We start from the raw sequence: 24,728 nt of genomic DNA on the forward strand, positions 1-24,728 counted from the left end.
CTGCGTGCCCATCCCGATCTTGCAGGACGCCTCGCAATCGCAGGTGAATTGACCGAGGACAGCAAGAAGGAGCAGGCGGGCGCCGGGCTCGACCGACTTAATGCGCAGGAGCACGACCGTTTCACCGAGCTCAATACGGCGTATGTCGAGAAGTTCGGCTTTCCGTTTATCATTGCGGTGAAGGGCTTGAGCAAGGACGATATTCTGGCGGCGTTCGAAAGGCGCATCGGCAATACGAGCGACGAGGAGTTTGAAACGGCCACCGCTCAAGTCGAGCGTATCGCGTTCCTGCGGCTGGAAACTATGCTAGCGGGACGCTGACGCACGATTCCTGGTGCTTTTCTCTTTTGCATCCGTGACTTATAGTCGCGTCATGAAACCTTCGGAAGTGCTGGAGAAGAACAGGCAGGCAATCCGCGAAGCCACGAAGCGCTTCAACGCGGCGAACCCGCGTGTTTTCGGTTCGGTTGCGCGCGGCGAAGATCGGGCTGATAGCGATCTGGATATTCTGGTGGACGCGCTACCCGGCAGTACATTGTTAACGTTAGGCGGCTTACAGGATGCCTTGGAACAGATGATGCTCGGCAAATCCATCCATCTGTTGACGCCCGGCGACTTTCCCGAAGCCGTGCGGATGCGTGTCCTTTCTGAAGCGAAGCCGATATGAGCGTGGAGCGAATTCCCTATCTGCTGGAGCGCATGCGGCAAGCCGCGACCGATGCCCAGTTCATGATCGATGGTGTCAACAAGGAAGAGTTCCTAGCGAATGTTATCCTTCAGCGGGCAGTTGGAATGAGCCTCCTGATGGCTTCGGAGATCGCTTCGCAACTGATAAAGATCCATCCCGAGTTTACGCTGGAACACCCGGAGTTTCCTTGGGGTGCGATGCGCGGGATGCGCAGTCGTATTGCACACGGCTATTTCGACATCGACCTCGACAAGGTTTGGGCTACGGCGAAAGACGACGTCCCAGATCTCCTCAATAGGCTTGACCTCGTGCGCAATTGGCGCGCCGAAGGCGAATAACGACATGCCTCAATTCCTCGACATCCTTCCCCTGACCAAATCCGCCTTTGCGCCGTTCGGTGATGTGATCGAAGCCGATCCGGCGACGATGCGTTATATCAACAACGGCACGACGGAACGTTTCCATGCGCTCGCGGCCGCCGAAGCAGTCGGCGAGGGCGCGCACGTCATCATCAATCTCTTTCGTGGTCAGCCGCGGGCGTTTCCGTATGAAATCGGCATGATGGAGCGGCATCCGTTCGGCAGTCAGAGCTTTTCGCCGATCTCGGGTCGGCCCTATCTCGTCGTCGCCTCTGAGGACGAGGGCGGAAGGCCCGGTCGTCCCCGCGTATTCCTCGCGCGTGGCGATCAGGGCGTGAACTATCGCCGCAACGTCTGGCACCATCCGTTGATGTCGCTTGGTGCTGCCAGCGATTTCCTCGTTGTCGACCGCGACGGCCCCGGCAATAATCTGGAAGAGTACGCTTTCGAAGCCCCTTACATCATCAGCGAGCCGAGCCTATGACCGGACTGACGACCCATGTTCTCGATACTGCGTCCGGCAAGCCAGCAGAGGGATTGCGGATCGATCTCTTCCAGATGGATGGCGATTTTCGCCACCACATCAAGACCGTGCGGACCAATTCCGACGGCCGCGTCGACGGCGGCCCGATCCTAGTTGGCGATGGCTTCAAGGTCGGAACCTACGAATTGCACTTCCACGCCGGCGACTATTTGCGCGGGATGGGCGTCGCGTTGCCGCACCCGGCGTTTCTGGATCTCGTGCCCATCCGCTTCGGTATCGCCGACCTCAGCGCGCATTATCACGTGCCACTGCTAATCTCGCCCTACGGCTATTCCACCTATCGCGGCAGCTGACCATGCGGTTTGCGGCGATCGCGGCCGCGGACGGCAACCACCTCACTCTGGAGGCGGACGCCCGCCCGGATTGGGCAGGCGCGCTCGCGACGGGCTGGTTGCCGTAGTAGCTCGTTCTTACTGGCGACCGAGCAGGATCGACGAGTTGACCTCGTTGATGTCGCGCTTGCCGCAAAGCGCCATGGTGATGTCCATTTCCTTGCGGAGGATGCCAAGCGCCAGGGTCACGCCTTCCTTGCCCATGGCGCCGAGGCCGTAGAGGAAGGGGCGGCCTATATAGGTACCCTTGGCGCCGAGGGCGATTGCCTTCAGCACGTCCTGGCCGGAGCGGATGCCGCCGTCCAGATGCACCTCGATCTTGTGGCCGACGGCATCGACGATCGGTTCCAGCATGCTGATCGACGAGGGGGCGCCGTCGAGCTGGCGACCACCATGGTTGGAGACGATGATGGCGTCGGCACCGGTCTCGGCTGCCGCCCTGGCGTCCTCGACGTCGCAGATCCCTTTGATGATCAGCGGGCCGCCCCATTGTTCCTTGATCCAAGCGACATCGGCCCAGGAGAGCTGCGGATCGAACTGCTCGGCGGTCCAGGAGGCGAGCGAGGAAAGATCGGAGACGTTCTTCGCGTGGCCGACGATGTTGCCGAAGGTGCGGCGCTTCGTCTGCAGCATGTCCAGGCACCAGAAGGGGCGTGTTGCCATCTGCCAGATATGCTTTGGCGTAAACTTCGGCGGCGCGGAGAGGCCGTTTCGCAGGTCCTTGTGGCGCTGGCCGAGGATCTGCAGGTCGGCGGTCAGCACGAGGGCCGAACACTTCGCCGCCTTGGCGCGGTTGATCAGGTTGAGCACGAAATCCTTGTCGCGCATCACGTAGAGCTGGAACCAGAAGGGTCTGGTCGTGACAGACGCGACATCCTCGATCGAGCAAATGCTCATCGTCGACAGGGTGAACGGAACGCCCGCGTCTTCCGCTGCACGAGCGGCCAACATCTCGCCGTCAGCATGTTGCATGCCCGTCAAACCTGTGGGCGCAAGGGCGACGGGCATCGACACCTTCTGGCCGATCATCGTCGTCTCCAGCGTGCGGTTCGTCATGTCGACGAGCACGCGCTGGCGCAGCTTGATCTTGGCAAAATCGCTCTCATTCGCCTGGTAGGTCGACTCCGTCCAGGCGCCGGAATCCGCGTAGTCGAAAAACATTTTCGGGACACGGCGCTGGGCGAGGGTTTTCAGGTCGGCGATCGTGAGAGGCGTGGCCATGGATAAGACTTTCACATCTGAATAACGCCATGGCCCTTAACATGATTTCCGAGGCTTTGTGTATCTCTTTCCTCGCCTATGGAACAAGAATCAGGCTTCCTGCGGCACGTCCCGCTTCGAGGAATTGCTGAGCTTCTGCAGCTTCCTCCAGCGCGTATTCGCGGGCGATCGTTGCGGTGATGCCAGCTGCCAGCATTTTGACCACGGTCTCGGCCGCCGTCAGGTAAGCCGAAGTGTCCGTGATGTAAGCCATGATACTTGGATGCGTCAGCGATTTTCCGGGGCGAAGTGCGTCGACGGCGACAGGCGGGATCGGCCCGCCCGCCTGTCCGATCGTCGCCACGACGCCGAACGGACGGACGGATGCTATGGATTTTGCAAGCGTGCCGGCGCCGATGCCGTCATAGGCGACATCGACGCCGCCATTGTCGGTGAGCGCCTCGACCGCGGCGACGAGATCGGCATCGCGACCGACGATCAGATGGTCCGTGCCGTAGTCGCGGGCGAGATCGGCCTTCTCCTCCGAGCTTACGGTTCCGATGACGGTGGCGCCGAGATGCTTTGCCCATCGCACGAGAAGACTTCCAAGCCCGCCGGCGGCGGCGTGGATGAGGATGGTGGTTCCCGGCCCGACGCGATAGGTCTTCGTCAGCAGCATGTAGGCCGTCAACCCCTTCAGCATGGACGCGGCCGCGACCTTTGAAGGCAGGTTATCGGGCAGGCGAATGGCGCGGACTGCCGGCAGAAGGCGTGTTGCGGCATAGGCGCCAACGGGGGCGCCGGCATAGGCGACGCGGTCGCCGGGCTTCAGGTCGGTGACCGCGCTCCCCACGGTTTCGACAGTGCCGGCGCCTTCGACGCCGAGTATGGCGGGATAGGCCGGCAAGGCGTAGAGCCCGCGCCGGTGATAGATGTCGAGGAAGTTCATGCCGATCGCGTCGTGGCGGATGCGGATCTCGTCTGCACCGGGCGACTGCAACGCCTGTTCCGAAACCTGTAATTGTTCGATGCCGCCTGGGGCGAGAAGCGTAATGACCTTGTCCATGAGTACTCTCCGATTGCTGTTGCAAGCATCATCGCGCATGGCATTCTGATCGAAAATTCCCTATTACCTCTCATTAAATAGGAAAAAATTAACAATGATCGATTGGGAAAGCCTCCGTTATTTCGCGGCGCTCGCGCGCGCCGGAACGCTGCTCGGGGCGGCTCGCGCCCTAGGCGTGGAACATGCCACCGTTGCCCGCCGGGTTGCCGGGCTTGAAGAGCAGATGGGCGTGAAGCTGGTTGACCGGCGCGGTCGCCGCATCGTGCTGACACCGGAGGGCGAGCGGGTCGCCGGGATGGCAGAGCGAATGGGGCTGGAGGCGCAGGCCGTCGAACGGCTGGGGCTTGCCGCGGGTGCGACGCTCGCTGGGGAGGTCCGGATCAGCGCGCCGCCGACACTTGCGGCTGCGATGCTGCCGGCAGGGCTGGTCGCCTTGCGGGTCCGGCATCCTGACATCGGCATCACCATCGTCGGAGAGACGCGCTACGCCTCGCTGGACAGGCGGGAGGCGGATATTGCGGTTCGCATGACGAAGCCGGAGCAAGGCAATTTCGTCATCAGCAAGCTCGGAGATATCGGCTTCGGCTTCTATGCCACCGCCGGTTATCTGGCCGCCACGCCGGAGGCGCAGAGAACCTTCATTGCCTATGACGAAACGATGGCGAGCGCACCGCAGTCGATCCGGCTTGCCGAGGCAACCGAGGGGAGGAAGGTGGCGCTAAGGGCCACGACGCTGGAATTTCAGCTGGCGGCGGCGCGCGCCGGCGGTGGCATCGCCATGCTGCCGAATTTCATGCTCGCTGGTGTCGATGGTCTCATCGAGGCGATCCCGCAGCCGCAGCCTCTGACGCGGGAGCTGTGGCTGGTCGTGCACGCGGATATCCGCAACGTGCCGGTCATCCGGGTTGTGATGGACGCCTTGAAATCGATCGCGTGGTCAAGTTAGCAGCTGCGCGCATGTCGCGGGTAAAGGTGGTCGGTGGTGAGAGGCGGCCAGATGCGGCCGCCTTCAATGTCAATATTCCTGCCTGGTCGGCCTGAACAGGATTTCATTGACGTCGACATCCTCCGGTTGGCTCATGGCGAAGGCCACCATGCTCGCAAAAGAATCGGCCGGGATCGCCATCTCGTAGACCTTGCGGACGCGCTCGGCGACGTCAGGTTCGGTGATGCTGTCGGGCAGTTCGGTGGCAACGGCGCCCGGCGAGATGATCGTCGTGCGGATGTTGTAGGGCTTCACCTCCTGCCGCAGCCCCTCCGAAATCACGCGAACGCCATGCTTGGTCGCGGCATAGACGGCCCCACCCGGATTGACCTTGTGGCCGGCGACGGACGAGACGTTGATGATTTGACCGCTCTTCTGCTCCCTCATATAGGGCAGCGCCGCGGCAATGCCGTAGAGCACGCCCTTGAGGTTGACGTCGATCATGCGGTCCCAATCCTCGACCTTGCCGCGCTCCAGCGGAGAGTGCGGCATCAGGCCGGCATTGTTGATGATGACGTCGATGCGGCCGTGCAGCCGAACAGCGTGATCGACCAGGCGTCTGACCTGATCGACCTTGGTTACGTCGGTCTCGACGACGGCATCCGAGGCGAGGCCGAGTTCATCAGCGATCGCATTCAGCCGGTCGAGACGCCGGGCACCGAGAACGAGTTTGGCACCGTCCCTTGCCAGGCGCCGGGCCGCAGCTTCGCCAAGGCCGCTGCTTGCGCCGGTGATCACGACGACCTTGTCCTTGATGCCGTCAGTCATGACAGATCCTTTCCCTTCGCTTCGCCGCCGGTCAGCGGTCGACCCTTGCCTGGAGATGTGCCGGGTAACGGTCGCCCTCGACCTTGTAGCCGGCGAGCGCGGTTTCGATGGCGGCAAGATCGTCACCCGTCAGCTGGACTGCGGCGGCGCCGATGTTCTCTTCCAGACGGTGCATCTTTGTCGTGCCGGGGATCGGAACGATCCAGGGCTTGCGTGCCAGCAGCCAGGCAAGCGCGATCTGTGCCGGTGTCGCGTCCTTGTCGCGGGCGATTTCGCCGAGGCGATCGACGAGCGCTTGATTGGCCTTGCGAGCTTCGGCGGAGAAGCGCGGAACGACGTTGCGGAAGTCCTTGCTGTCGAAGGTGGTCGCTTCGTTGATCGCGCCGGTCAGGAAGCCCTTGCCGAGCGGGCTGAAGGGAACGAAGCCGATGCCAAGTTCCTCGAGCGTCGGCAGGATGTCCTGTTCCGGCTCGCGCCACCACAACGAATACTCGCTCTGCAGGGCGGCGACGGGCTGCACCGCATGCGCGCGGCGGATCGTCCTGGCGCCCGCTTCGGAGAGGCCGAAATGCTTGACCTTGCCTTCGCTGATGAGGTCCTTGACCGTGCCGGCGACGTCCTCGATCGGCACATCGGGATCGACGCGGTGCTGGTAGAAGAGGTCGATCACGTCGGTGTTGAGGCGCTTCAGCGCCGCGTCCGCAACCTCCCTGATATGGGCGGGGCGGCTGTTCATACCGCTCTGGCCGCCATCCGGGCCGAAGTTGAAGCCAAACTTGGTGGCGATGACGACCTTGTCGCGGAAGGGCGCAAGCGCCTCGCCGAGCAGGGTTTCGTTCTTGTAGGGACCGTAGGCTTCCGCGGTATCGAAGAAGGTGACGCCGCGTTCGAAGGCGGCGCGGATCAATTTGATCGCGTCCGCGGTGTCGGTTGCCGGGCCGTAGCCGTAGCTCAGGCCCATGCATCCGAGGCCGAGGGCGGATACTTCGAGGCCGCTTTTTCCGAGTGTGCGCTTTTGCATGGAGTTTTCCTTTCCTAGCCCTGATATTGTTCGTCGCTGACCTTTTCCATCCAGTCGACCACCTTGCCGTCGAGGGCTTCGGCGATCGCGATGTGGGTCATGGCTGTTGTTGCGGATGCACCGTGCCAGTGCTTCTCGCCCGGTTCGAACCAGACGATGTCGCCGGCGCGGATGTCTTCGACAGGTCCGCCGTCACGCTGCGCGCGACCGTTGCCTGAGAGGACAATCAGCGTCTGACCGAGTGGATGGGTGTGCCAGGCGGTGCGGGCGCCGGGCTCGAAGGTCACCGTTGCACCGCCGACGCGTGCTGGCGGCGCCCCGCTGAACGGCGCGTCGATGCGGACCGTTCCGGTGAAATAGTCCGCCGGTCCCTTGGCGGATGGATCGGAGCCGTTTCGCTTGATTTTCATCTTTCGTCCTTTCGTGAGCTCAGGAGCGTGCTGCTCGGCTGACGTTCGGAAGAAGATTTAGTGCGGATGCTTTCCTACGATTAGATGGTATAAACGGCATGATCTTATGAGTAGGATTCATGAATGACGCGGCAATCGATCAACGATCTTATCGCCTTTCTGGCGGTGGCGCGGGAGAGAAGCTTCACGAAGGCCGCTGCCAAGCTCGGGGTGTCGCAATCGGCGCTCAGCCATACGATCCGCGGCCTCGAAACACGCCTCGGTCTTCGGCTGCTGACGCGCACGACGCGCAGCGTGTCGCCGACCGAGGCAGGCGAGCGGCTGCTGGGTTCGATCGGTCCACGTTTCGACGAGATCGAGAGTGAGCTGGCAGCACTCAGCGAATTTCGCGAGAAGCCGGCGGGTACGATCCGCATCACGGCGGGAGAGCATGCCGCCGACGCCATACTCTGGCCCGCCCTGGAGAAGCTGCTGCCTGATTATCCCGATATCAATGTCGAGATCATCGTCGATTATGGGCTGACCGACATTGTCGCCGAGCGTTACGACGCCGGCGTCCGCCTTGGCGAGCAGGTGGCGAAGGACATGATCGCCGTGCGTATCGGGCCTGATATGCGGATGGCGGTCGTCGGAGCGCCTGCATATTTCGACCGGCGGTCGAAGCCGCAGACGCCTTCTGATCTCACCGACCACAACTGCATCAATCTGCGCCTGCCGACCTATGGCGGGGTCTATGCCTGGGAGTTCGAGAAGGACGGACGTGAGGTGAAGGTGCGCGTGGAGGGGCAGCTGGTGTTCAACAACGCGCAGCTACGGTTGAACGCAGCACTTTCGGGGCTCGGTCTGGCGTACGTGCCGGAGGCGCTGGTGCGGCAGCCTCTGTCCAATGGACGGCTCGTTCGCGTGCTTGAGGATTGGTGTGCGCCTTTCCCCGGGTATCATCTTTACTATACGAGCCGTCGGCAAACCTCGCCGGCCTTCGCCTTGCTGGTCAATGCACTTCGCTACCGGGAGTGAGGCACACGAAATCCAGCCCGCTGGTTGCGGGCAGATGCCGACCCCAACGGGCAGATCTCAGATCGCGCTCTTGGCCGCGACGCCTGCCACGTAAGTCTCCACGATCGCGCGGTCGTCGCCCATGGTCTGCAGCAGGAAGAGCTCTTCCGGCAGCGCCTTCACGACCTCCATCTTCAGCGCCATTGCGGGCGTCGCGGCGGCATTGAGGACGACGATATCGGCGTCGGAGCCGACGTCGAGCGTGCCGATCCGGTCGGAGAGCGACAGCGAGCGGGCGTTGCCAAGGGTCATGTGGTAGTAGCTCTCCAGCGGGTTCAGGCGTTCGCCGAGCAGCTGCTGGATCTTGTAGGCCTCGTCCATGGTGCGCAGCATCGAATAGCTGGAGCCGCCGCCGATATCGGTGGCGACGCCGATGCGCACCGGCTTGTCGCGGCGTGCGAGCGCCTTCAGCGGGAAGAGACCGGAGCCGAGGAAGAGGTTCGAGGTGGGGCAATGCACCGCGACCGACCCTGCTTCGCTCATCGCATCGGCCTCGCGATCCGAGAGGTGGATGCAGTGGCCGAAGAGCGTCTTGTCGCCGAGCAAGCCGTAGCGGGCATAGATATCGGTGTAGTCTATGGCCTCGGGATAGAGCTCGCAGGTGAACTTGATCTCGTCGTGGTTCTCGGAGAGATGCGTCTGGATGTGCAGGTCAGGAAACTCGCGGGCGAGCGCCTGGGTGGCTTCCATCTGCGCCGGCGTCGACGTGATGGCGAAGCGCGGGGTGATGGCGACGTGGTTGCGGCCCTTGCCGTGCCATTCGGCAATGATCTGGCGGGTCTCGTCGTAGCCCATCTGTGGGGTGTCGAGCAGACCCTGCGGGGCATTGCGATCCATCATCACCTTGCCGCCGATCATGCGCATGTTGCGCTTCAGCGCCTCGGCGAAAAAGGCGTCGGCGGAGGCCTTGTGGACGGAGCAGTAGGCAACGGCCGTCGTCGTGCCATGGCGCACGAGTTCATCGTAGAAATGCCCGGCTATCCGCTGAGCATGGGCGCTTTCGACGAAGCGGCACTCCTCGGGAAAGGTATAGGTGTTCAGCCATTCCAAGAGGTTCGCGGCGTAGGAGGCGATCACCTGCATCTGCGGGAAATGCAGGTGCATGTCGATGAAGCCGGGCATGATCAGGTGGGGGCGATGATCGATGGTCACCACGTCGGCCGGGGCTTGCGCGCTGACCTGGTCATAGGTGCCGCAGGCAACGATCAGGCCATCCTTGATCAGCAGGGCGCCATCGCTTTCGTAGAGATAGCTACCGCTATCGCCAAGATCTTGAGGTGCGCGCAGGAAGGAGAGGAGGCGGCCGCGAAGAAGGGTGTGTGTCATGGCTTTCTACCTCTCGAATGCATCAGGGCGCCGGCTGGGCGGCGATAGCCGCCGGTGTGGCGGCGCAGCCGTACATGGTCTTGTCTCCGAATGCCAGAACTGCGTTGAGTGGGTAGTGACGGTCAGACATGCCGTCCGAGCAAGCCCCCTTGGTTAGTGTCAGCCTGAGGGGAGCAGGTCCGCCGGCGATTGTCCAGGTGGCGCTATCCTTCTCGATCGCCGGGCCGGAGTTGGCGCTCTTGATGTCCTCCACACCCGGGCGGCTGATGGTGATGCCGTCGGCGCGTATCTTGATCGCCCAGAAAGGCTCAGTGCCGAGGGCGTTGAGGTCGCCGTCAAAATTCCCTGTGGCTGCTGCCGGACTGCCCTTCGCCGTAGTCGCATCTGCGCCGCTCTGGCCGCAAGCGGTCAGGGTGGAGGCGAGGAGCATGAAGCGAAGGGCGGCTGACATCATTCCTGCTTGCCTTCGATTGCGCTTTCAAACCAGGCGACCAACAGCTTGCGTTCGTCCGGGGTGATGTCGGTCACGTTGCCGGGTGGCATGGCGTGGCTGCGGCCTGCCTGTATATAGATCTCGCGCGCACGAGCGGCAATTTCGGCATCGGCTTCCAGAACGACATCCTTCGGCGGTCGCGCCAGCCCCTCATAGACAGGCTCGGCGGCATGGCACATGGAGCAGCGCGTGCCGACAAGCTGCTTGACTGCGGGGAAATGCGCGTCGCCGGCGAATTGCTGGAACGCGGGAGCGACGGCCTGGGCGTCTTTCTCGCCTGTCAGCACCTTCGGCACCGTCGACAGCCACATGATCAGGATGAAAAGGATGACGGTCACGATCCAGGTCCAGGTCGGACGGCCCTTGCGGGCATGCGTCGTGTTGAACCAGTGGCGGATGGTCACGCCCATCAGGAAAACAAGAGCTGCTATTACCCAGTTATAGGCGGTGCCGAAAGCCAGCGGATAATGGTTCGACAGCATGAAGAAGATGACAGGCAGCGTCAGGTAGTTGTTATGAAGCGAACGCTGCTTGGCGATCGCACCGTATTTCGCATCGGGCGTACGTCCGGCGATCAGGTCAGCGACCACGATCTTCTGGTTCGGGATGATGATCATGAAGACGTTGGCCGACATGATCGTTGCCGTAAAAGCGCCGAGATGCAGGAACGCGGCGCGGCCGGTGAAAAGTTGCGTATAGCCCCAGCCCATGAAGACGATCACGGCGTAGAGCACCACCATCAGGCCCCAAGTGTTCTTGCCGAGCGGCGATTTGCACAAGAGGTCGTAGGCGATCCAGCCGACGGCGAGTGAGGCAAGCGAGATCAGGATCGCCACAGGCGCGCTGATGTCGAGCACATGGCGGTCGATGAGGAAGAGGTCGGCACCGCCATAGTAGACGATGCAGAGCATCAGGAAGCCGGAGAGCCAGGTGAAATAGCTCTCGTACTTGAACCAGGTCAGGTGTTCCGGCATCTGCGCCGGGGCCACGAGATACTTCTGGATGTGGTAGAAGCCGCCACCGTGCACCTGCCACTCCTCGCCATAGGCTCCGGGCGGAAGGTGCGGCCGTTTCACCAACCCGAGGTCGAGCGCAATAAAATAAAAGGACGAGCCGATCCAGGCAATCGCGGTAATGACGTGGAACCAGCGGGCCGCAAAGGCCAGCCATTCCCACGCGATGGCATATTCATACATTGAGTTCCCCTGTACTTCCCTCGACTCTTCACATTGCAGAAAGTGGCGTCCCGAGGAAAGGGGATAAGCGTCGGTTGAGCATCAACAGTAAGCGGGCCAGCATCCCTCGCAGTAACGAACTTGTGAAAATGCCCCGTACGGACCGGGTACACACGCAAAGCTCGCAGCGTTCGAAGCTCCGACTGCCTGCTCGGCGTTCAGGGGGGCTCCCGCCATTCTCGCCGTGCTCGGTTGCGCCTAGAGACCCAAACAGCACTCGGCACGCGTCGCTTTCAGCGGCTTGAGGCAGGCATCGGGCCGCTGTCCTACTCCCGGATCGGGGCGAAGGGCCAAGCTTGATCGGCATTGTAATATGCAAACCATATCAAGGCCCTTGGATTGGCCGATGAGATGGCAAGCCGATAGGGCTCTTTCGCCCCAAAAGCCTTTTTCGGGAACAGGTGTTCCCGCGCTCCGAGCAGGAGCGCGTCAAAAAGAATATGTGGCAAGCCAAGATGTCGACGCTTTTGCATCGGATGCTCTCCTGATGGTCGTGATCGGGTCGATCACGAAGCGTGCTTGCGGGCCGCCGTTCGCAAGCACGCGGAATGGTAAAGCGCGGTTCAAAGTGCGTGTGTCGACGCCGCTTTGCAGCATGGAAAGTGGCTTGAAATGTCACGGTTCGATTACAATTTCAGTTTTGAGGCCGTCGGAATGAGGTGAGAATCACGCCATTCCGACGGCGCATTCATCGACGGAGATGATGCCAATGCGCAGCATTCTTGTGTGTGTGATGATTGCATTTGCATCATGTGCCTACGCGCACGATGCGCCGTCGGGTTGGAGCTATGAGCCCTTTTGTTGCAATGGCGACAGCGAGAACGGGGACTGCCAGATGATTCCTCCCAAGAGCGTCGCGATCACGCCGCACGGATATCGGGTCACGCTGCTACCGGGTGATCATAGGCTTGTTACACACGCACATGTCTTCCTTCTTCCCATGGGCAAGGCAATGCGTTCCGGTGATGGTGACTATCACCTTTGTCTGTTCCCGAACGAGGACACGCCACGCTGCTTCTACGCGCCTCAGATGGGTTATTAGCTGCCGCCGGTCCCGGCGACGTTCATTTCAGCAAGAACCCAGTTTCGGAATGCCTTGATCTTAGGGACGTTGCGGCGGTTCTCCGGATAAGCCAGCCAGTAGCCGCGGCCATCGGTGCATTGAAGCTCGAATGGGCGGATCAGCTTCCCGCTCGCAAGTTCCTCCGGATAGAAGTCAGGTGTCAGGATCGCAACGCCCTGGCCGGCCACCGCGGCCGCGGCCTCATAGGCTTGGGCGCCATAAAAGCTCGTGCTTCTCTTCTCGAAGCTGGGAATCGGTACGCCCGCAGCTTCGAGCCATTGGTGCCACCAAGGATCGGTGGGATCGAAAATCCGAAGCTTCAAGAGGTCGGCAGGCTCATGAATCCCGCCAATACTTTCCGCCAGTGCCGGGCTCAGCATAGGCGTGAAATAGACGTTCATCAGTTTGTCCGCCCGCAGCCCCGGCCATTCTCCCCTGCCTGAGCGGATGCCGACATCGACTGCTTCGCGGCCGAAATCGACCAGCGAATCCGTGGTGCTGAGCCGCACGGCGATATTCGGATTGGCGAGCTGAAAATTGCCAAGCTTGCGCGCAAGCCATTGGGACGCGAACGTCGCCAGGCAGGTGATCTGTAGGGTTACCTCTGTTTCCCCACGCGCCTCGGCCATGGCGAGTTGCAGCATTTCGAAAGCTTCGGTCACCTGCGGGGCCAGCCGTTCTCCGGTCTCGGTCAGGCTGATGTGGCGTGGACGACGCAGGAACAGCGGCTCGCCGACATTCTCCTCCAGTAGTTTTACCTGGTAGCTAACGGCGGTCTGCGTCATGCCGAGTTCTTCGCCCGCACGCGTAAAGCTGCCGAGCCGCGCCACGGCCTCGAAGACCCGCAGGGCGTTCAAAGGAAACTGCTTTGACAGCTTCATGGATAAGTTCTCTTTATGCGTTCCAACGATTGTTCGATTGGAATTGCAGCATTTATTGGCGCAATCTGCAACCCAACGGATCAGATTGTTGAGGTGATGTTATGGATTGCGTCGTTATCGAGCACAAGAGCCATGCGAGGGTTTCCGAGACTTCCAATTGGCTCTCAGGCCTTGGCCGCAGACTGCTGCGGCGGTTTTCGGAATGGGACCGGCTGGACCTCGAAGGCATGCCTGATCGCGTCAAGCGCGACCTCGGTTTCCTGGACGGGCGGGAGCCGCGTTTCGACAGGGAGTTCTGGCAGTAGGCATCAACGGAGAAAAGGCAGCACTTGAGTGCTGCTTTTTCTCAGGCCTGCTTCATACGCTCGACGGCCATCAGCACGCGCTCCGGTGTTGCCGGCGCGTCGAGCCGAGGGCAGACCTTGTAGTTCGCAACACTGGCGACAGCCATCGAGAGTGCTTCCAGCACCGAAATCGCCAGCATGAACGGTGGTTCGCCGACTGCCTTTGAGCGGCCGATGGTGGCTTCCGTATTTTCCGACCATTCCGCCAGCCGGACGTTGAAGCTCTTCGGGCGATCGGAGGCGAGAGGAATCTTGTAAGTCGAGGGCGCATGTGTGCGCAGCCTGCCTTTTTCGTCCCACCACAACTCTTCGGTCGTCAGCCAGCCCATGCCCTGCACGAAAGCACCTTCGACCTGGCCGATATCGATGGCCGGGTTCAGCGAGCGCCCGACATCGTGCAGGATATCGGTGCGTTCAATCATGTATTCGCCGGTCAGCGTATCGATCGACACTTCCGAGCAGGCGGCGCCGTAGGAGTAGTAGTAGAACGGAGTGCCTCGGCCGGCCGCGCGATCCCAATGGATCTTGGGCGTCTTGTAAAAGCCCGCAGCGGAAAGCTGAACGCGGGCAAAATATGCCTGCTTGATGAAGTCAGGAAAGGCGAATTCCTTGTCGCCGACTCGTACACGGTTCGGCAGGAAGACGACATCCTTTGGCGGCACCGCCCATTTCTCGGCGGCAAAGGCGACCAGCCGCTCCTTGATCTGGCGGGCGGCATCATAAGCCGCCATGCCGTTCAGATCCGATCCGGACGACGCGGCCGTTGCCGAGGTATTCGGCACCTTACCTGTGGTCGTGGCTGTGATCTTCACCCGCTCGATGTCGACCTGGAAGCTGTCGGCCAGCACCTGCGCCACCTTCGTGTAGAGACCTTGGCCCATCTCCGTGCCGCCATGGTTCAGGTGGATCGAGCCATCCTGATAGACATGAACAAGAGCGCCTGCCTGGTTGAAAGCCGTCAGCGTGAAGGAGATGCCGAACTTCACTGGCGTCAGCGCGATGCCCTTGCGGATGAAGCGGCTGTTGCGGTTGAACTCGATGATTGCGTTGCGGCGCGCCTGATAGTCGGCGCTTTCCTCCAACTCATTGACGATGCGGCCGATGATGTTGTCTTCGACCTCCTGGTGATAGGGGGTGAGCGTGCGACCCGAACCGGGTTGTCCGTAGAAGTTGAGTTTGCGGATTTCGAGCGGATCCTTGCCGACGACGTAGGCAATTTCTTCGATGAAGCGTTCCGCACCGAGCATGCCTTGCGGGCCACCGAAACCGCGGAAGGCGGTGTTCGAGACGGTGTGAGTTTTCAGCGGCTTGGATGCCAGGTGAACATGCGGGTAGAAGTAGCTGGAATCCGCATGAAACAGCGCGCGGTCGGTCACCGGCCCGGAGAGGTCGGAGGAGAAGCCACAGCGGGCGGCGTAGGTGGCATCGACGGCGTGGATCCGCCCATCGTCGTCGAAGCCCAGTTCATAATCGACGAGAAAATCGTGGCGCTTGCCGGTAGCAGCCATATCCTCGTCGCGGTCGGGCCGGAACTTGATGGCACGCTTCAGCTTCTTGGCGGCGATTGCAGCAAGGGCTGCAAACTGGTTGCCCTGCGTTTCCTTGCCGCCGAAGCCGCCACCCATGCGGCGAACGTTCACCGTCACCGCATTCGATGGGATATCGAGGACGTGGCCGACGATGTGCTGGATCTCACTCGGATGCTGGGTTGACGACCAGACCGTAACCTCGTCGTCCTCGCCGGGAATTGCCATGGCGACATGGCTTTCGAGATAGAAATGCTCCTGGCCGCCGATCCGCATTTGGCCCTTCAGGCGCCGCGCCGCGTTTTCCATTTCCGTTTTCGCATCGCCGCGCTGCAGGGTCATCGGGGTGATGACGAGCGGGCTGCCGTTGGCAAGCGCGCCGTCGATATCGCTCCAATGCGGCAGCTCGCGGTATTCGATCTTCGCCTTGCGGGCGGCTCGCCGGGCAATCTCGCGCGTCTCGGCAATGACGGCGAAAATCGGTTGGTTGTGGAATTCGACCTTTTGTTCCGCGAGCAACGGTTCATCGTGGCTACCGTTTGAACTGACGTCGTTGACGCCCGGGACGTCCTTGCCGGTGAACACCCAGATGACGCCTCGTGTGGCTTCGACCTCGGAGAGGTCCATGCTGACGATCTCGGCGTGGGCTCGGTCTGACAGGCCCAAGGCGCCGTGCAGCAGGTCGACAGGCTCAGGCAGGTCGTCGATATAGTCGGCAGAGCCGGTGACATGCTTGTGTGCGGAATCGTGGCGCTGTGCGTCGTGCATGGCGCCGTTGATGATGAATTTTGGATCGCCGAAGGTCGACTTGTCCATCATGCCACCTCTTCGAAGCGGTGGAGTTCAGCCGGCGTTCCTGATGTTTCCAGGAAAAAGCGCATCAGCAGGTTCTTCGCCGTCAGTTGGCGATATTCGGCCGTTGCGCGCCAGTCGGTCAGTGGCTGGAAGTCGGCATCGAACTCGGCCCGCACCGCCTCGATCGTCTGTTCGTTCCAAGGTTTGCCCATCAGCGCGTTCTCGACCTGGCGCGCGCGCTTCGGCGTTGCCGCCATGCCCCCAAAGGCAATCCGGATGTCGTTGACGTCGCCTTCGCCGTCCAGCGTCAGATAGAATGCGCCGAGAACCGCGGTGATGTCCTCATCGCGGCGCTTGGTGATCTTGTAGACGGCAAATCGCGTGTCCTCGGCGGGATAGGGTACGAAGATGCTCTCGACGAATTCGCCGGGACGCCGATCCTGCTTGCCGTAAGCGATGAAGAAGTCCTCGAGCCGTAGCATCCGCGGACCGGCAACAGAGCGCAGCGTCACCGTGGCGCCTAGGGCGATCAAGGGTGGCGGCGTATCGCCGATCGGCGAGCCGTTCGCGATATTGCCGCCGATCGTGCCCATGTTGCGGACCTGATCGCCACCGATACGGTCGATGAGACGGCCAAGTGTGGGCACCTTCTTGGCAATGATCTCGAAGGCGCGGCTGTAGGTGACGCCTGCGCCGATGGTAAAACCGCCATCGCCCGCGGTGATCGACTGCAGATCGGTCAGATGGTTGATGAAGACAATCGGATCCAAGGCACGCATCTGCTTGGTCACCCAGAGCCCGACATCGGTAGAGCCGGCAACAATGGTGGCGTTTGGTTCCTCGGCCAGAACGCGCGCCAGCGCGTCCAGCGAGGCCGGGACGACCAGCCGGCCCTCTGCCGTGGTGATCGAAATGGTCTGGCTGGTCCGCATCGCCCAGAGGCGCGAAATGATCTCGGAGCGGGTCTTCTCGAGCGGGTCGAAGAGCGCGCTCGGGCGGGTGTGGCTCACCTGCTCGGCGGCTTTCACGATCGGCTCGTAACCGGTGCAACGACAGAGATTGCCTTGCAGTGCCTTTTCGATGTCGGCCCGGCTCGGCTTGTCGTTGGAAAGCCAGAGACCATACATCGACATGATGAAGCCTGGCGTGCAGAACCCGCACTGCGAACCGTGGCAATCGACCATTGCCTGCTGTACCGGATGAAGCGTGCCATCCTTGGCGGCCAGATGCTCGACCGTGACGACATGGGTGGCGTTCAGCGATCCCATGAAGCGGATGCAGGCATTGACGGACTCGTAGTGCAGCTTGCCGTCGATCAGCCGACCGACGAGGACGGTGCAGGCGCCACAATCGCCTTCCGCGCATCCTTCTTTCGTGCCCATCAGCCGGCGCTTCAACCGAAGATAGTCAAGAAGAGTCTCGGTCGGTCGGACAGCGCTGAGCGAGACGTCCTCGCCATTCAGGATGAAGCGGATGCTGTCGTTCATGTCGTTCCCTGGTTTTTATCTTTATTTTGAATGGTTATGCCGCGGTCCAGCCACCGTCAATCGAGATGTGGGTGCCGGTTACCTGCCGGGCTTCGTCGCTTGCGAGATAGAGAGCCAGCGCGCCAATCTCTTCCGCCTTGACGAATTCATGCGTCGGCTGGGCCTTGAGGATCACGTCAGTCTTGACCTGCTCCTCGGTGATGCCGCGTGCCTTCGCCGTATCCGGTATCTGCTTCTCGACGAGAGGCGTCAGCACGTAGCCCGGGCAGATTGCGTTCACGGTCACGCCAAACTCGGCAAGCTCCAGCGCCGCCGTCTTCGTCAGGCCCAATATACCATGCTTTGCCGCGACATAGGCGGATTTGAATGGCGACGCGACCAGGCCATGCGCAGAGGCGATGTTGATGATGCGGCCCTGCTTTTTTGTCTTCATCAGCGGAATAGCGGCCCGCATTGTATGAAACGAACTCGATAGGTTGATCGCAATAATCTGGTCCCACTTTTCGATCGGGAAATCCTCGATCTTCTCGACATGCTGAATCCCGGCATTGTTAACCAGCACATCGACGCTGCCGAAGGTCTTGGCGCCTGTTTCGATCAGATCCGCGATTTCAACCGGCTTCGTCATGTCTGCCGGATGGTGGATAACCTTCGCCTCCGAGGTCGATTCAAGTTTCTCGATTATCGCCTTGATTTCCTCAGGCTTTCCGAAGCCGTTGATGACGATATTGTCGCCCTTGCCAGCGAAGGCTGTCGCGATCGCAAGGCCGATGCCGCTGGTGGATCCGGTGACGACGACTGTTCTGGCCATTCTCTTCTCCTCAAGCCATTTTGCGACGCAATAGAGATGAGGTTATGCGCAAAGCATCGTTGCTGGCAATTGCGCTGATGCCAAATCTCTTGTGTCGAAGAGAGGCGGGGTTCTTTCCTCGCCCGCCCTCCTGTCCTATTGATTTCTCCCGACAATCACGATCAGCGGGGGGACAAGCATGAGCGGATATGTTCTGGCAATCGATCAGGGGACGACATCGACCCGGGCGATCGTCTTCGACGGCGAGATGCAGATCGCCGGTGCGGGCCAGAAGGAGTTCCGCCAGATCTATCCTCAGTCCGGCTGGGTGGAGCACGATCCGGAGGAAATCTGGGATTCTGTCGTCTCGACGATCAAGATGGCGATCCGCGAAGCCAGGATCGAGGCAAAGGACATCGCGGCGCTCGGGATTACAAACCAGCGTGAGACTGTCGTCGTCTGGGAGCGTGAGAGCGGTAAGCCGATCCACAACGCGATCGTCTGGCAGGATCGCCGCACGGCTAGCTATTGCGACAAGCTGAAGAGGCAAGATCTCGAAAGGACCTTCACCAGGAAGACCGGCCTTCTCCTTGATCCATATTTCTCCGGCACCAAGCTTTCGTGGCTGCTCGCCAACGTCAAGGGTGCGCGGGCACGCGCCGCCAAGGGAGAATTGTGCTTCGGCACGGTCGATACCTTTCTGATCTGGCGGCTGACGGGCGGCAAGGTGTTCACGACCGATGCGACGAACGCCTCCCGCACACTGATGTACAACATTGCCGACAACAGCTGGGACAAGGATCTCCTTGATATCCTGCGGGTTCCGGCGGCGATGCTACCCGAGGTGAAGGACTGTGCAGACGACTTCGGTACAACCGAGAAGCGGATACTTGGAGCGGAGATCCCGATCCTTGGTGTCGCCGGCGACCAGCACGCCGCGACCATCGGGCAGGCATGCTTCGAACCCGGCATGATGAAGTCGACCTACGGAACCGGTTGCTTTGCGCTGCTCAACACTGGCAGCGACATTGTTCGCTCGAAGAACCGGTTGCTGACGACGATCGCCTACCGGCTGAACGGCGAGACGACCTACGCGCTCGAAGGGTCGATCTTTATTGCGGGCGCGGCCGTGCAGTGGCTTCGTGACGGGCTTGGCATCATCGATACGGCCTCGCGCACTGGCGAGCTCGCCGACGCCGCGGATCCGACGCAGGACGTCTATCTGGTTCCCGCGTTCACCGGTCTCGGTGCACCGCATTGGGATGCAAACGCCCGCGGCGCGATGTTCGGTCTAACGCGCAACAGCGGCCCGAAGGAGTTCGCACGTGCCGCGCTCGAAGCGGTTTGCTACCAGTCGCGCGACCTGCTCGATGCCATGCACAAGGATTGGAAGGGCGGTGTGGACAACACCGTTCTTCGCGTCGATGGCGGCATGGTCGCGTCCGACTGGACGATGCAACGGCTCGCCGACATTCTCGACGCGCCGGTCGACCGGCCCGTTATCCTCGAAACCACGGCGCTCGGCGCCGCCTGGCTTGCCGGCAGCAAGGCAGGCGTCTGGCCGGATCGCGGAGGCTTTGCCAAGAGTTGGCAACGCAACCGCCGCTTCGAGCCGGCTATGGACGAGAAGACGCGCGCAGCAAAGCTCAAGGGCTGGCGTAGTGCCGTCAAGCGCACGATCGCCGATGTGTGACGAGCGCGATCGTTTCCTGAGCAGGTCGGTGGGCGTCTATTCCCGTATTTCTCCGGTCGCCCGGCTGATGCGATGTTCCAGAAATGTCAGACGGTTTTCCCTGATGGCCTGCAGAGCCGACATGTCGCTGCCCGCTATTTTCAGGTGAGGCAAATGCTCTCTGTAGACGAGCTCGAATATTGCGGCGCGCGTGTCCGGATCGACGGGGTTCGCCTCGTAGACAGGTAGGTCTGCGTGGATTGAAGGGTGGCCCGTGGCCCGGTCGATACGCGTGAAGTAGACCGGCTTGCTCTGAATCCGCGTGGTCGTTACCGCCATGTCGGCGCAGATTTCCAGAGCCTGCAGGACGGTGAACCTCTCCTGCCTTGCGGGCAGGACGAAGCGATGCACGATATCCATCGACCGGCCGCTGTCGCTCAAGTTGGCGATGATGGCGAGATCGCCCAGGCGAACCATGATTGTCTGCGTCTCGTGAACGGTTATCAGATCGAAGTCCTCGCGATAGCGGTCGTCGTCAATCGCCAGGATGACGACGGAGCCGAGGACCTCCGGCGAAAGGTGCGCGCCGGTGTAGGGAGAGCGGGCGAGGCAATGGATGTGATGGAGCGTCGTCCAGTCGGTATCCTTGTCCTGCATGACGGCCTTTACCCGCTGATCCGGGTTGATTGGGATGGCGCCGTCCTTGATCAAGAACTTCAGGAAGACCCAGGAAAGCCAGGTAAACAGCAGGCGCTGGCCGTTCTCGTCGAGAAGCCGCTGGAGCTTCGCATAGCCCCCTTGTGTCAGTTGCCGCACCGGCTGCTCGAGCTTCTTTCCAAGCAACGAATTGCAATCCTTGCAGCAGGGCATCGTATGGCCGCCGTACTGCCTGGCCTTGTAATCATGCGGGAGAGTGATTTCCTTGTCATAAAGGTCGTACTTCCGCAGGATCCATTTGGGCAGGACGTGTTCCCGATTGGCCACTTTGCCGTTGAGAGGTTCACAGCAGATTAGGCACCGTGTCCTTTCGCTGACGAGATCGATAAAGGTGTCGGTATCGATGTAGACCTTGGGGTCATTCAAATACGGTGAGGGCGCCATGTCCTTGTCTCCCGTCGGGTCGATGCGCACAATATGCACCGAGTTTCCCGCCACGTCGCCCTAAACTGCGGCGCGCTCTGGAGTTACGGAATGTCGAGGGCACGCTGGCGGCGCTAGGATGGGTCGGGTCGCATACCATTGTCGTCGATCGTCCTGAGGGGAAAGCCGGCGGGCAGGGACTCGGCTTCAACGGTGCGCAGCTTTTGGCAAAGGAGATCTCCCTGGTGACCAATTCCCTGCGCCGCGGCGTGGCGGTTTCGATCGAACGTGCTGCCTAGCTACGATCAAGCGGGAACCGCCTGCCGCTGCCGCCGCGTGGGTGGCGTATAGAGCCAGGCGGCGCCGCTGCGATCGGCGATTGCCCGGATCGCAAGCGAGAGACCAATCGCAAAGACGACCACCAGCGGCGCGGTGATGTAGCCACTTGTAGCATTGCTTCCAACGATGGTGGCGACCATCGCGACTACAAGCGAGACGATCATGACATGTGTCACGTAGACGGGAAGCGTGTTGCGCCCGAAGTAGGCGAAGGCGTGGCGCACTGGCTGCAGGCGCGACATCAGCACAGCCGTTCCGCACAGCCATGCCAGGCCGGCGATGGAGGAGGCCAACGCCCAACTGCCTTTCTCAATGGCCTGCAGGCGCCAGCGCAGCCCGTAGAGCGCGGTGAAGATGAGTAAACCCGCGCAGGCGGTCAGCAGTGGCCGCTCCGTGATCGCGTCGACCACGGATCTTCCGTACCAGCAGCCGAAGAGAAAGAAGACGAAATACTGCAGCACGTTGCGATGGGTGAAGAGATCGATCGGCAGGTGCTCGCCGAAGGTCAGGATCGATAGCGACGCCGCGAGAACCATTGCGGTCGGGCGGTGGGCAGAGGAGAGAAGCTTCGTCGCGATCATGAAGATAGCGAGCGCCCAGATGAACCATATGCCGGTGTTCGGTGCCCACCACATTTCAAGCAATTGATAGGGATCGCTTCCTTCCGTCGGCACCAGGACATTGGTCTGGATGTAACGGAAGAACAGCCAGCGGGCGGTACTCCAGATCGCGAAGAGATAGACGAGCAGCCAGATCTTCCGACGCAGGAAATCGCCCCATGGCGCGCGCATGGCGGAGGCTGCCAGAAAGCCGGAGACCGTAAAAAACAACGGCATCCGGATGGGCGTCATGATGCTGCTCAGGCGGGCATAAAGGTCGGGCGCGATGTTGTGGAAGTCGTGATAGAGGAGGGTATGGTAGATCACCACGAGAATGATGGACATACCCTTGGCGATATCCAGCCAATCGATGCGGGTTTTCTGCTGCAATGGCCGCTCTCCGATTTGTGCAATGCAGCGAGATAGATAGATCAAATGCGTCAAAAACGAGGGGTGGGGAAAAAATTGCACTGCGAGCGTGCATTGTACGGTTTTAAGTGCCGCCGCCTTTCGCCCGCATCAGCGACGCAGCCACGGCGTGGCGGTACTCCAGAAGATCACGTCGGCACCGAGATAATCGTCGGCGAAGGCGGTGAACTCCTCTTTGGTGAACGGCTTCTTCGTCTTCGGATTCTTGTAGGTCAAAGTCGGTTCCTGCACAGCGAGGCCGACGAAGGCTAGCTTGGCCTTGTATTTGTTGAAGAACGGATAAGAGTTCTTCATCTGGCCTTTGCGGTAAGGAACGATATCCGGACCGCCGAGACCGACGTCATTCCTTGCCGCGAACTCGAAAAGCCGTCCCATATAGTTGTGGTCGTTTTCCCATTCGCAGGGCCAGAAATTGACGTACTGGACGACTTTGCTCTTGTTGAAGGCCTTACGGGCGAAGGCGAGATTTTCCATCTCGGCCTGGAAGTAGGCGTCGCAGCTGTAGCCATCCGGCTCGTGTTTCGGATCGAGATCGATCGCCGTCTCCGGCAGATTGACGCCGTAGATCTCGCCGTCGAACCTTGCGGCAAGGGCGGCCAGCAGCGCCTGATAGCGTTCGCGCACAGCGGGGTTCCATTGCTGTGCCACCCAGCCGGATCCAACGGGCTTGCTTTCGCCGGGATTGTCGAACTGCGCGGTTATGCCGCCGCCATACGCCTTGTCGACCATCAGGTAGTCAGGGACGTTTCTCGCTTTCGGTTCGAAGAAGCGATCCTGGATTTGGATGAAGAGCTTCTTGTTCAGACGCTTGATGATGGCAAGATCGGCCTCGATGGCAGAAAAATCATATTGCCCCTTCGCCGTCTCGAGCTGGCGCCAGTTGTAGACGATCTGCACGCCGCCGATGTCCGGCCGGCTGATGAATATGCTCGCCCCTTCAAGATCGCCAGAGCTGGTGTAGATGAAATTTTCCGGCGCAGATGCCGCACTTGTCGTGCTGTGCATGCAAAACAGAAGGGCGCAGGCGGCAAGCAGGCTGAGGGGGGTCTTCATTCTAGTCTCGACATTTCTCTGGGGGTCGCTGGATGGCCGTGAGAGGTTCAGCAATCCCGAGCAAAATGGGCGGCTTGATGGCGCAGGCGTGGCGATACTTGGCGGGAGGCTCATGTCCACAGCTGGATCGCTTATTGGCCCATGCCAGCATGAGCGGAACGTCTGGAATCCGCGCGCCGACACTGCCATAAATGAGGTTCATCGAGGGAGGTATCGCCATGCAGAAGAATGCGCCGGACTTCAGCCTTGCTGGTAAGGTGACTTTGGTGACGGGAGCAAGCCGCGGCATCGGTCGAGCTTGTGCCGCTGCATGTGCTGCAGCAGGCTCCGATATTGTTTTGGGGGTGCGGGATGTCGCAGCCTCGGCGGCCCTTGTTGCCGAACTGGAAAGTGTGGGACGAAAGGTTCTCCCCGTTAGACTGGAGATTCCCAACAAGGCCCATATCGCAGAAGCCGTCGACGCAGCACTTGCTACGTTCGGCCGGATCGACGTCCTCGTCAACAACGTCGGCGTGGCTCCGGGCAATCTCGCGGAACTCGTTGAAGAGAAAGACCTTGACGAGATACTTGACGTCAACATCAAGGGCACCTTTCTGATGACGCAGGCCGTTGGTCGTCACATGATCGAGCGCAATGGGGGGCGCATCATCAATATCAGCTCACAGGCGGGTACCGTGGCGCTGCGCGGCGAGGCTATCTATTGCATGAGCAAGGCGGCCATTAATCACCTGACGCGCTGCCTTGCAGCCGAATGGGCACGCTATAACGTCACCGTAAACACCGTGTCGCCGACGTTCATACACACGGATGGTACAGCACCGTTCTTGTCCGACACCGACAATCGCAAGGCGACGCTCGATCACATTCCGCTCGGCCGGATCGGTGAAACCGATGATGTGGTGGGCGCCGTCGTCTTCCTTGCATCACCGGCGGCAAGCCTGATCACCGGAGCGAACCTGCTGGTGGATGGTGGATGGTCCGTCGCCTGAGATCGAGGCGCTCCCGCTGACCATGCCCCAACAGCCGACGCAGGTCGCCATCCCAATAGCGAGTAGCCTTTGACAAGGACAGGAACCTGAACCTTGGGGCAATCCCCAGCAACTAAGGCACCTAGAGGCTGGCTGCTCGCCGGATCAAAGCAAGAACCGGACCGGTGACGGGTTGAGATAGCCATCAGCAAGAGGTAT

General features: G+C 60.9%; 26 protein-coding genes and 1 pseudogene. 12 read left to right on the forward strand and 15 right to left on the reverse strand.

Annotated features, from left to right (window positions below; translation table 11 throughout):
• The 5 genes from uraD to uraH form a co-directional block, all read left to right on the forward strand.
• A partial coding sequence (uraD, locus tag FHX16_RS16120) for a 2-oxo-4-hydroxy-4-carboxy-5-ureidoimidazoline decarboxylase (RefSeq protein WP_259129427.1) occupies window positions 1-321 on the forward strand: 321 nt, incomplete at its 5' end.
• A gap of 52 nt (window positions 322-373) precedes the next feature.
• Window positions 374-667 carry a nucleotidyltransferase family protein gene (locus FHX16_RS16125; protein ID WP_183754020.1) on the forward strand — a complete coding sequence of 98 codons (294 nt, stop codon included), beginning with the start codon at window positions 374-376 and terminating at the stop codon, window positions 665-667.
• On the forward strand, window positions 664-1,026 hold the full coding sequence (locus FHX16_RS16130; RefSeq protein ID WP_183861324.1) for a DUF86 domain-containing protein: 363 nt from the start codon (window positions 664-666) through the stop codon (window positions 1,024-1,026). Before FHX16_RS16125 ends, FHX16_RS16130 begins: the two co-directional genes overlap by 4 nt.
• 4 nt (window positions 1,027-1,030) lie before the next feature.
• Window positions 1,031-1,531, forward strand: a complete 501-nt coding sequence (locus tag FHX16_RS16135) for an ureidoglycolate lyase (RefSeq protein ID WP_183861322.1) — start codon at window positions 1,031-1,033, stop codon at window positions 1,529-1,531.
• The gene (gene uraH / locus FHX16_RS16140) at window positions 1,528-1,884 is read left to right on the forward strand and encodes a hydroxyisourate hydrolase (RefSeq protein ID WP_183754028.1); all 357 of its coding nucleotides are present in this window, start codon (window positions 1,528-1,530) and stop codon (window positions 1,882-1,884) included. Before FHX16_RS16135 ends, uraH begins: the two co-directional genes overlap by 4 nt.
• A gap of 117 nt (window positions 1,885-2,001) precedes the next feature.
• On the opposite strand, the gene FHX16_RS16145 is transcribed toward uraH, so the two are convergent.
• Both FHX16_RS16145 and FHX16_RS16150 read right to left on the reverse strand, forming a co-directional pair.
• Window positions 2,002-3,144 (reverse strand): alpha-hydroxy acid oxidase, encoded by a 1,143-nt coding sequence (locus tag FHX16_RS16145; RefSeq protein WP_183861320.1) that lies wholly within the window; start codon window positions 3,142-3,144, stop codon window positions 2,002-2,004.
• Window positions 3,145-3,220: 76 nt separating this feature from the next.
• The gene (locus FHX16_RS16150; protein WP_183861317.1) at window positions 3,221-4,189 is read right to left on the reverse strand and encodes a quinone oxidoreductase; all 969 of its coding nucleotides are present in this window, start codon (window positions 4,187-4,189) and stop codon (window positions 3,221-3,223) included.
• A 94-nt stretch (window positions 4,190-4,283) separates the two neighbouring features.
• Here FHX16_RS16150 and FHX16_RS16155 point away from each other — a divergent pair, with 94 nt between their 5' ends.
• Entirely contained in the window at window positions 4,284-5,135 is an 852-nt protein-coding gene (locus FHX16_RS16155) for a LysR family transcriptional regulator (protein ID WP_183861315.1), read from the forward strand.
• A 69-nt stretch (window positions 5,136-5,204) separates the two neighbouring features.
• Here FHX16_RS16155 and FHX16_RS16160 read toward each other — a convergent pair whose 3' ends face one another.
• From FHX16_RS16160 to FHX16_RS16170, 3 genes are read right to left on the reverse strand one after another with little or no spacing between them, the layout of a single operon-like run.
• Window positions 5,205-5,942 carry an SDR family oxidoreductase gene (locus FHX16_RS16160; RefSeq protein ID WP_259129430.1) on the reverse strand — a complete coding sequence of 246 codons (738 nt, stop codon included), beginning with the start codon at window positions 5,940-5,942 and terminating at the stop codon, window positions 5,205-5,207.
• Window positions 5,943-5,973: 31 nt separating this feature from the next.
• Window positions 5,974-6,963: an aldo/keto reductase gene (locus tag FHX16_RS16165; RefSeq protein WP_259129431.1), complete on the reverse strand. Its 990-nt coding sequence runs from the start codon at window positions 6,961-6,963 to the stop codon at window positions 5,974-5,976.
• Window positions 6,964-6,977: 14 nt separating this feature from the next.
• On the reverse strand, window positions 6,978-7,373 hold the full coding sequence (locus FHX16_RS16170; RefSeq protein WP_259129432.1) for a cupin domain-containing protein: 396 nt from the start codon (window positions 7,371-7,373) through the stop codon (window positions 6,978-6,980).
• A gap of 123 nt (window positions 7,374-7,496) precedes the next feature.
• On the opposite strand from FHX16_RS16170, the gene FHX16_RS16175 reads away from it, so the two are divergent.
• Entirely contained in the window at window positions 7,497-8,390 is an 894-nt protein-coding gene (locus FHX16_RS16175) for a LysR family transcriptional regulator (RefSeq protein ID WP_259129433.1), read from the forward strand.
• 57 nt (window positions 8,391-8,447) lie between these two features.
• Here the strand turns inward: FHX16_RS16175 and guaD are convergent, their stop codons facing one another.
• The 3 genes from guaD to FHX16_RS16190 are packed head-to-tail and all read right to left on the reverse strand — an operon-like array spanning window position 8,448 to window position 11,444.
• A complete protein-coding gene (guaD, locus tag FHX16_RS16180; protein ID WP_259129434.1) occupies window positions 8,448-9,755 on the reverse strand; it encodes a guanine deaminase in 1,308 nt (435 codons plus the stop codon).
• A gap of 22 nt (window positions 9,756-9,777) precedes the next feature.
• On the reverse strand, window positions 9,778-10,209 hold the full coding sequence (locus tag FHX16_RS16185; RefSeq protein ID WP_259129436.1) for a COG3650 family protein: 432 nt from the start codon (window positions 10,207-10,209) through the stop codon (window positions 9,778-9,780).
• Complete coding sequence (locus tag FHX16_RS16190) at window positions 10,206-11,444, reverse strand: urate hydroxylase PuuD (RefSeq protein WP_259129438.1); 1,239 nt, start codon at window positions 11,442-11,444, stop codon at window positions 10,206-10,208. The genes FHX16_RS16185 and FHX16_RS16190 overlap by 4 nt, the downstream gene beginning before the upstream one ends.
• Window positions 11,445-12,192: 748 nt before the next feature.
• Between FHX16_RS16190 and FHX16_RS16195 the strand changes: the two genes are divergently transcribed.
• Window positions 12,193-12,525, forward strand: coding sequence for a hypothetical protein (locus FHX16_RS16195; RefSeq protein ID WP_016554797.1), 333 nt, complete (start codon window positions 12,193-12,195; stop codon window positions 12,523-12,525).
• On the opposite strand, the gene FHX16_RS16200 is transcribed toward FHX16_RS16195, so the two are convergent.
• The gene (locus tag FHX16_RS16200) at window positions 12,522-13,427 is read right to left on the reverse strand and encodes a LysR substrate-binding domain-containing protein (protein ID WP_259129441.1); all 906 of its coding nucleotides are present in this window, start codon (window positions 13,425-13,427) and stop codon (window positions 12,522-12,524) included. The two genes, FHX16_RS16195 and FHX16_RS16200, sit on opposite strands and share 4 nt — an antisense overlap.
• Window positions 13,428-13,528: 101 nt before the next feature.
• Here FHX16_RS16200 and FHX16_RS16205 point away from each other — a divergent pair, with 101 nt between their 5' ends.
• A complete protein-coding gene (locus FHX16_RS16205; protein ID WP_183861296.1) occupies window positions 13,529-13,732 on the forward strand; it encodes a hypothetical protein in 204 nt (67 codons plus the stop codon).
• A gap of 41 nt (window positions 13,733-13,773) precedes the next feature.
• On the opposite strand, the gene xdhB is transcribed toward FHX16_RS16205, so the two are convergent.
• The 3 genes from xdhB to FHX16_RS16220 are packed head-to-tail and all read right to left on the reverse strand — an operon-like array spanning window position 13,774 to window position 18,390.
• Window positions 13,774-16,113 carry a xanthine dehydrogenase molybdopterin binding subunit gene (gene xdhB, locus FHX16_RS16210; RefSeq protein WP_183861434.1) on the reverse strand — a complete coding sequence of 780 codons (2,340 nt, stop codon included), beginning with the start codon at window positions 16,111-16,113 and terminating at the stop codon, window positions 13,774-13,776.
• A complete protein-coding gene (gene xdhA, locus FHX16_RS16215; RefSeq protein WP_183861294.1) occupies window positions 16,113-17,579 on the reverse strand; it encodes a xanthine dehydrogenase small subunit in 1,467 nt (488 codons plus the stop codon). The genes xdhB and xdhA overlap by 1 nt, the downstream gene beginning before the upstream one ends.
• 34 nt (window positions 17,580-17,613) lie before the next feature.
• Window positions 17,614-18,390 (reverse strand): 3-hydroxybutyrate dehydrogenase, encoded by a 777-nt coding sequence (locus FHX16_RS16220; RefSeq protein ID WP_183861292.1) that lies wholly within the window; start codon window positions 18,388-18,390, stop codon window positions 17,614-17,616.
• Between the two features lie 178 nt (window positions 18,391-18,568).
• Between FHX16_RS16220 and glpK the strand changes: the two genes are divergently transcribed.
• Entirely contained in the window at window positions 18,569-20,062 is a 1,494-nt protein-coding gene (gene glpK, locus FHX16_RS16225) for a glycerol kinase GlpK (protein ID WP_183861290.1), read from the forward strand.
• A 36-nt stretch (window positions 20,063-20,098) separates the two neighbouring features.
• Here the strand turns inward: glpK and FHX16_RS16230 are convergent, their stop codons facing one another.
• The gene (locus FHX16_RS16230; RefSeq protein WP_259129443.1) at window positions 20,099-21,181 is read right to left on the reverse strand and encodes a hypothetical protein; all 1,083 of its coding nucleotides are present in this window, start codon (window positions 21,179-21,181) and stop codon (window positions 20,099-20,101) included.
• A gap of 38 nt (window positions 21,182-21,219) precedes the next feature.
• Here FHX16_RS16230 and FHX16_RS31555 point away from each other — a divergent pair.
• Window positions 21,220-21,360 (forward strand): annotated as a pseudogene (locus FHX16_RS31555) (OsmC family peroxiredoxin); the annotation flags it as partial.
• A 66-nt stretch (window positions 21,361-21,426) separates the two neighbouring features.
• Here the strand turns inward: FHX16_RS31555 and FHX16_RS16235 are convergent.
• Both FHX16_RS16235 and FHX16_RS16240 read right to left on the reverse strand, forming a co-directional pair.
• Window positions 21,427-22,449, reverse strand: coding sequence for an acyltransferase family protein (locus FHX16_RS16235; RefSeq protein ID WP_183861288.1), 1,023 nt, complete (start codon window positions 22,447-22,449; stop codon window positions 21,427-21,429).
• Between the two features lie 129 nt (window positions 22,450-22,578).
• Window positions 22,579-23,541, reverse strand: coding sequence for a hypothetical protein (locus tag FHX16_RS16240; RefSeq protein WP_259129445.1), 963 nt, complete (start codon window positions 23,539-23,541; stop codon window positions 22,579-22,581).
• A 218-nt stretch (window positions 23,542-23,759) separates the two neighbouring features.
• On the opposite strand from FHX16_RS16240, the gene FHX16_RS16245 reads away from it, so the two are divergent.
• Window positions 23,760-24,530 carry an SDR family NAD(P)-dependent oxidoreductase gene (locus tag FHX16_RS16245; RefSeq protein ID WP_183861284.1) on the forward strand — a complete coding sequence of 257 codons (771 nt, stop codon included), beginning with the start codon at window positions 23,760-23,762 and terminating at the stop codon, window positions 24,528-24,530.
• The last annotated feature ends 198 nt before the right edge of the window (window positions 24,531-24,728 follow it).

Origin of the sequence: Rhizobium sp. BK661 (assembly GCF_024808825.1) — a bacterium.
In the GTDB taxonomy this organism is placed as follows: domain Bacteria; phylum Pseudomonadota; class Alphaproteobacteria; order Rhizobiales; family Rhizobiaceae; genus Rhizobium.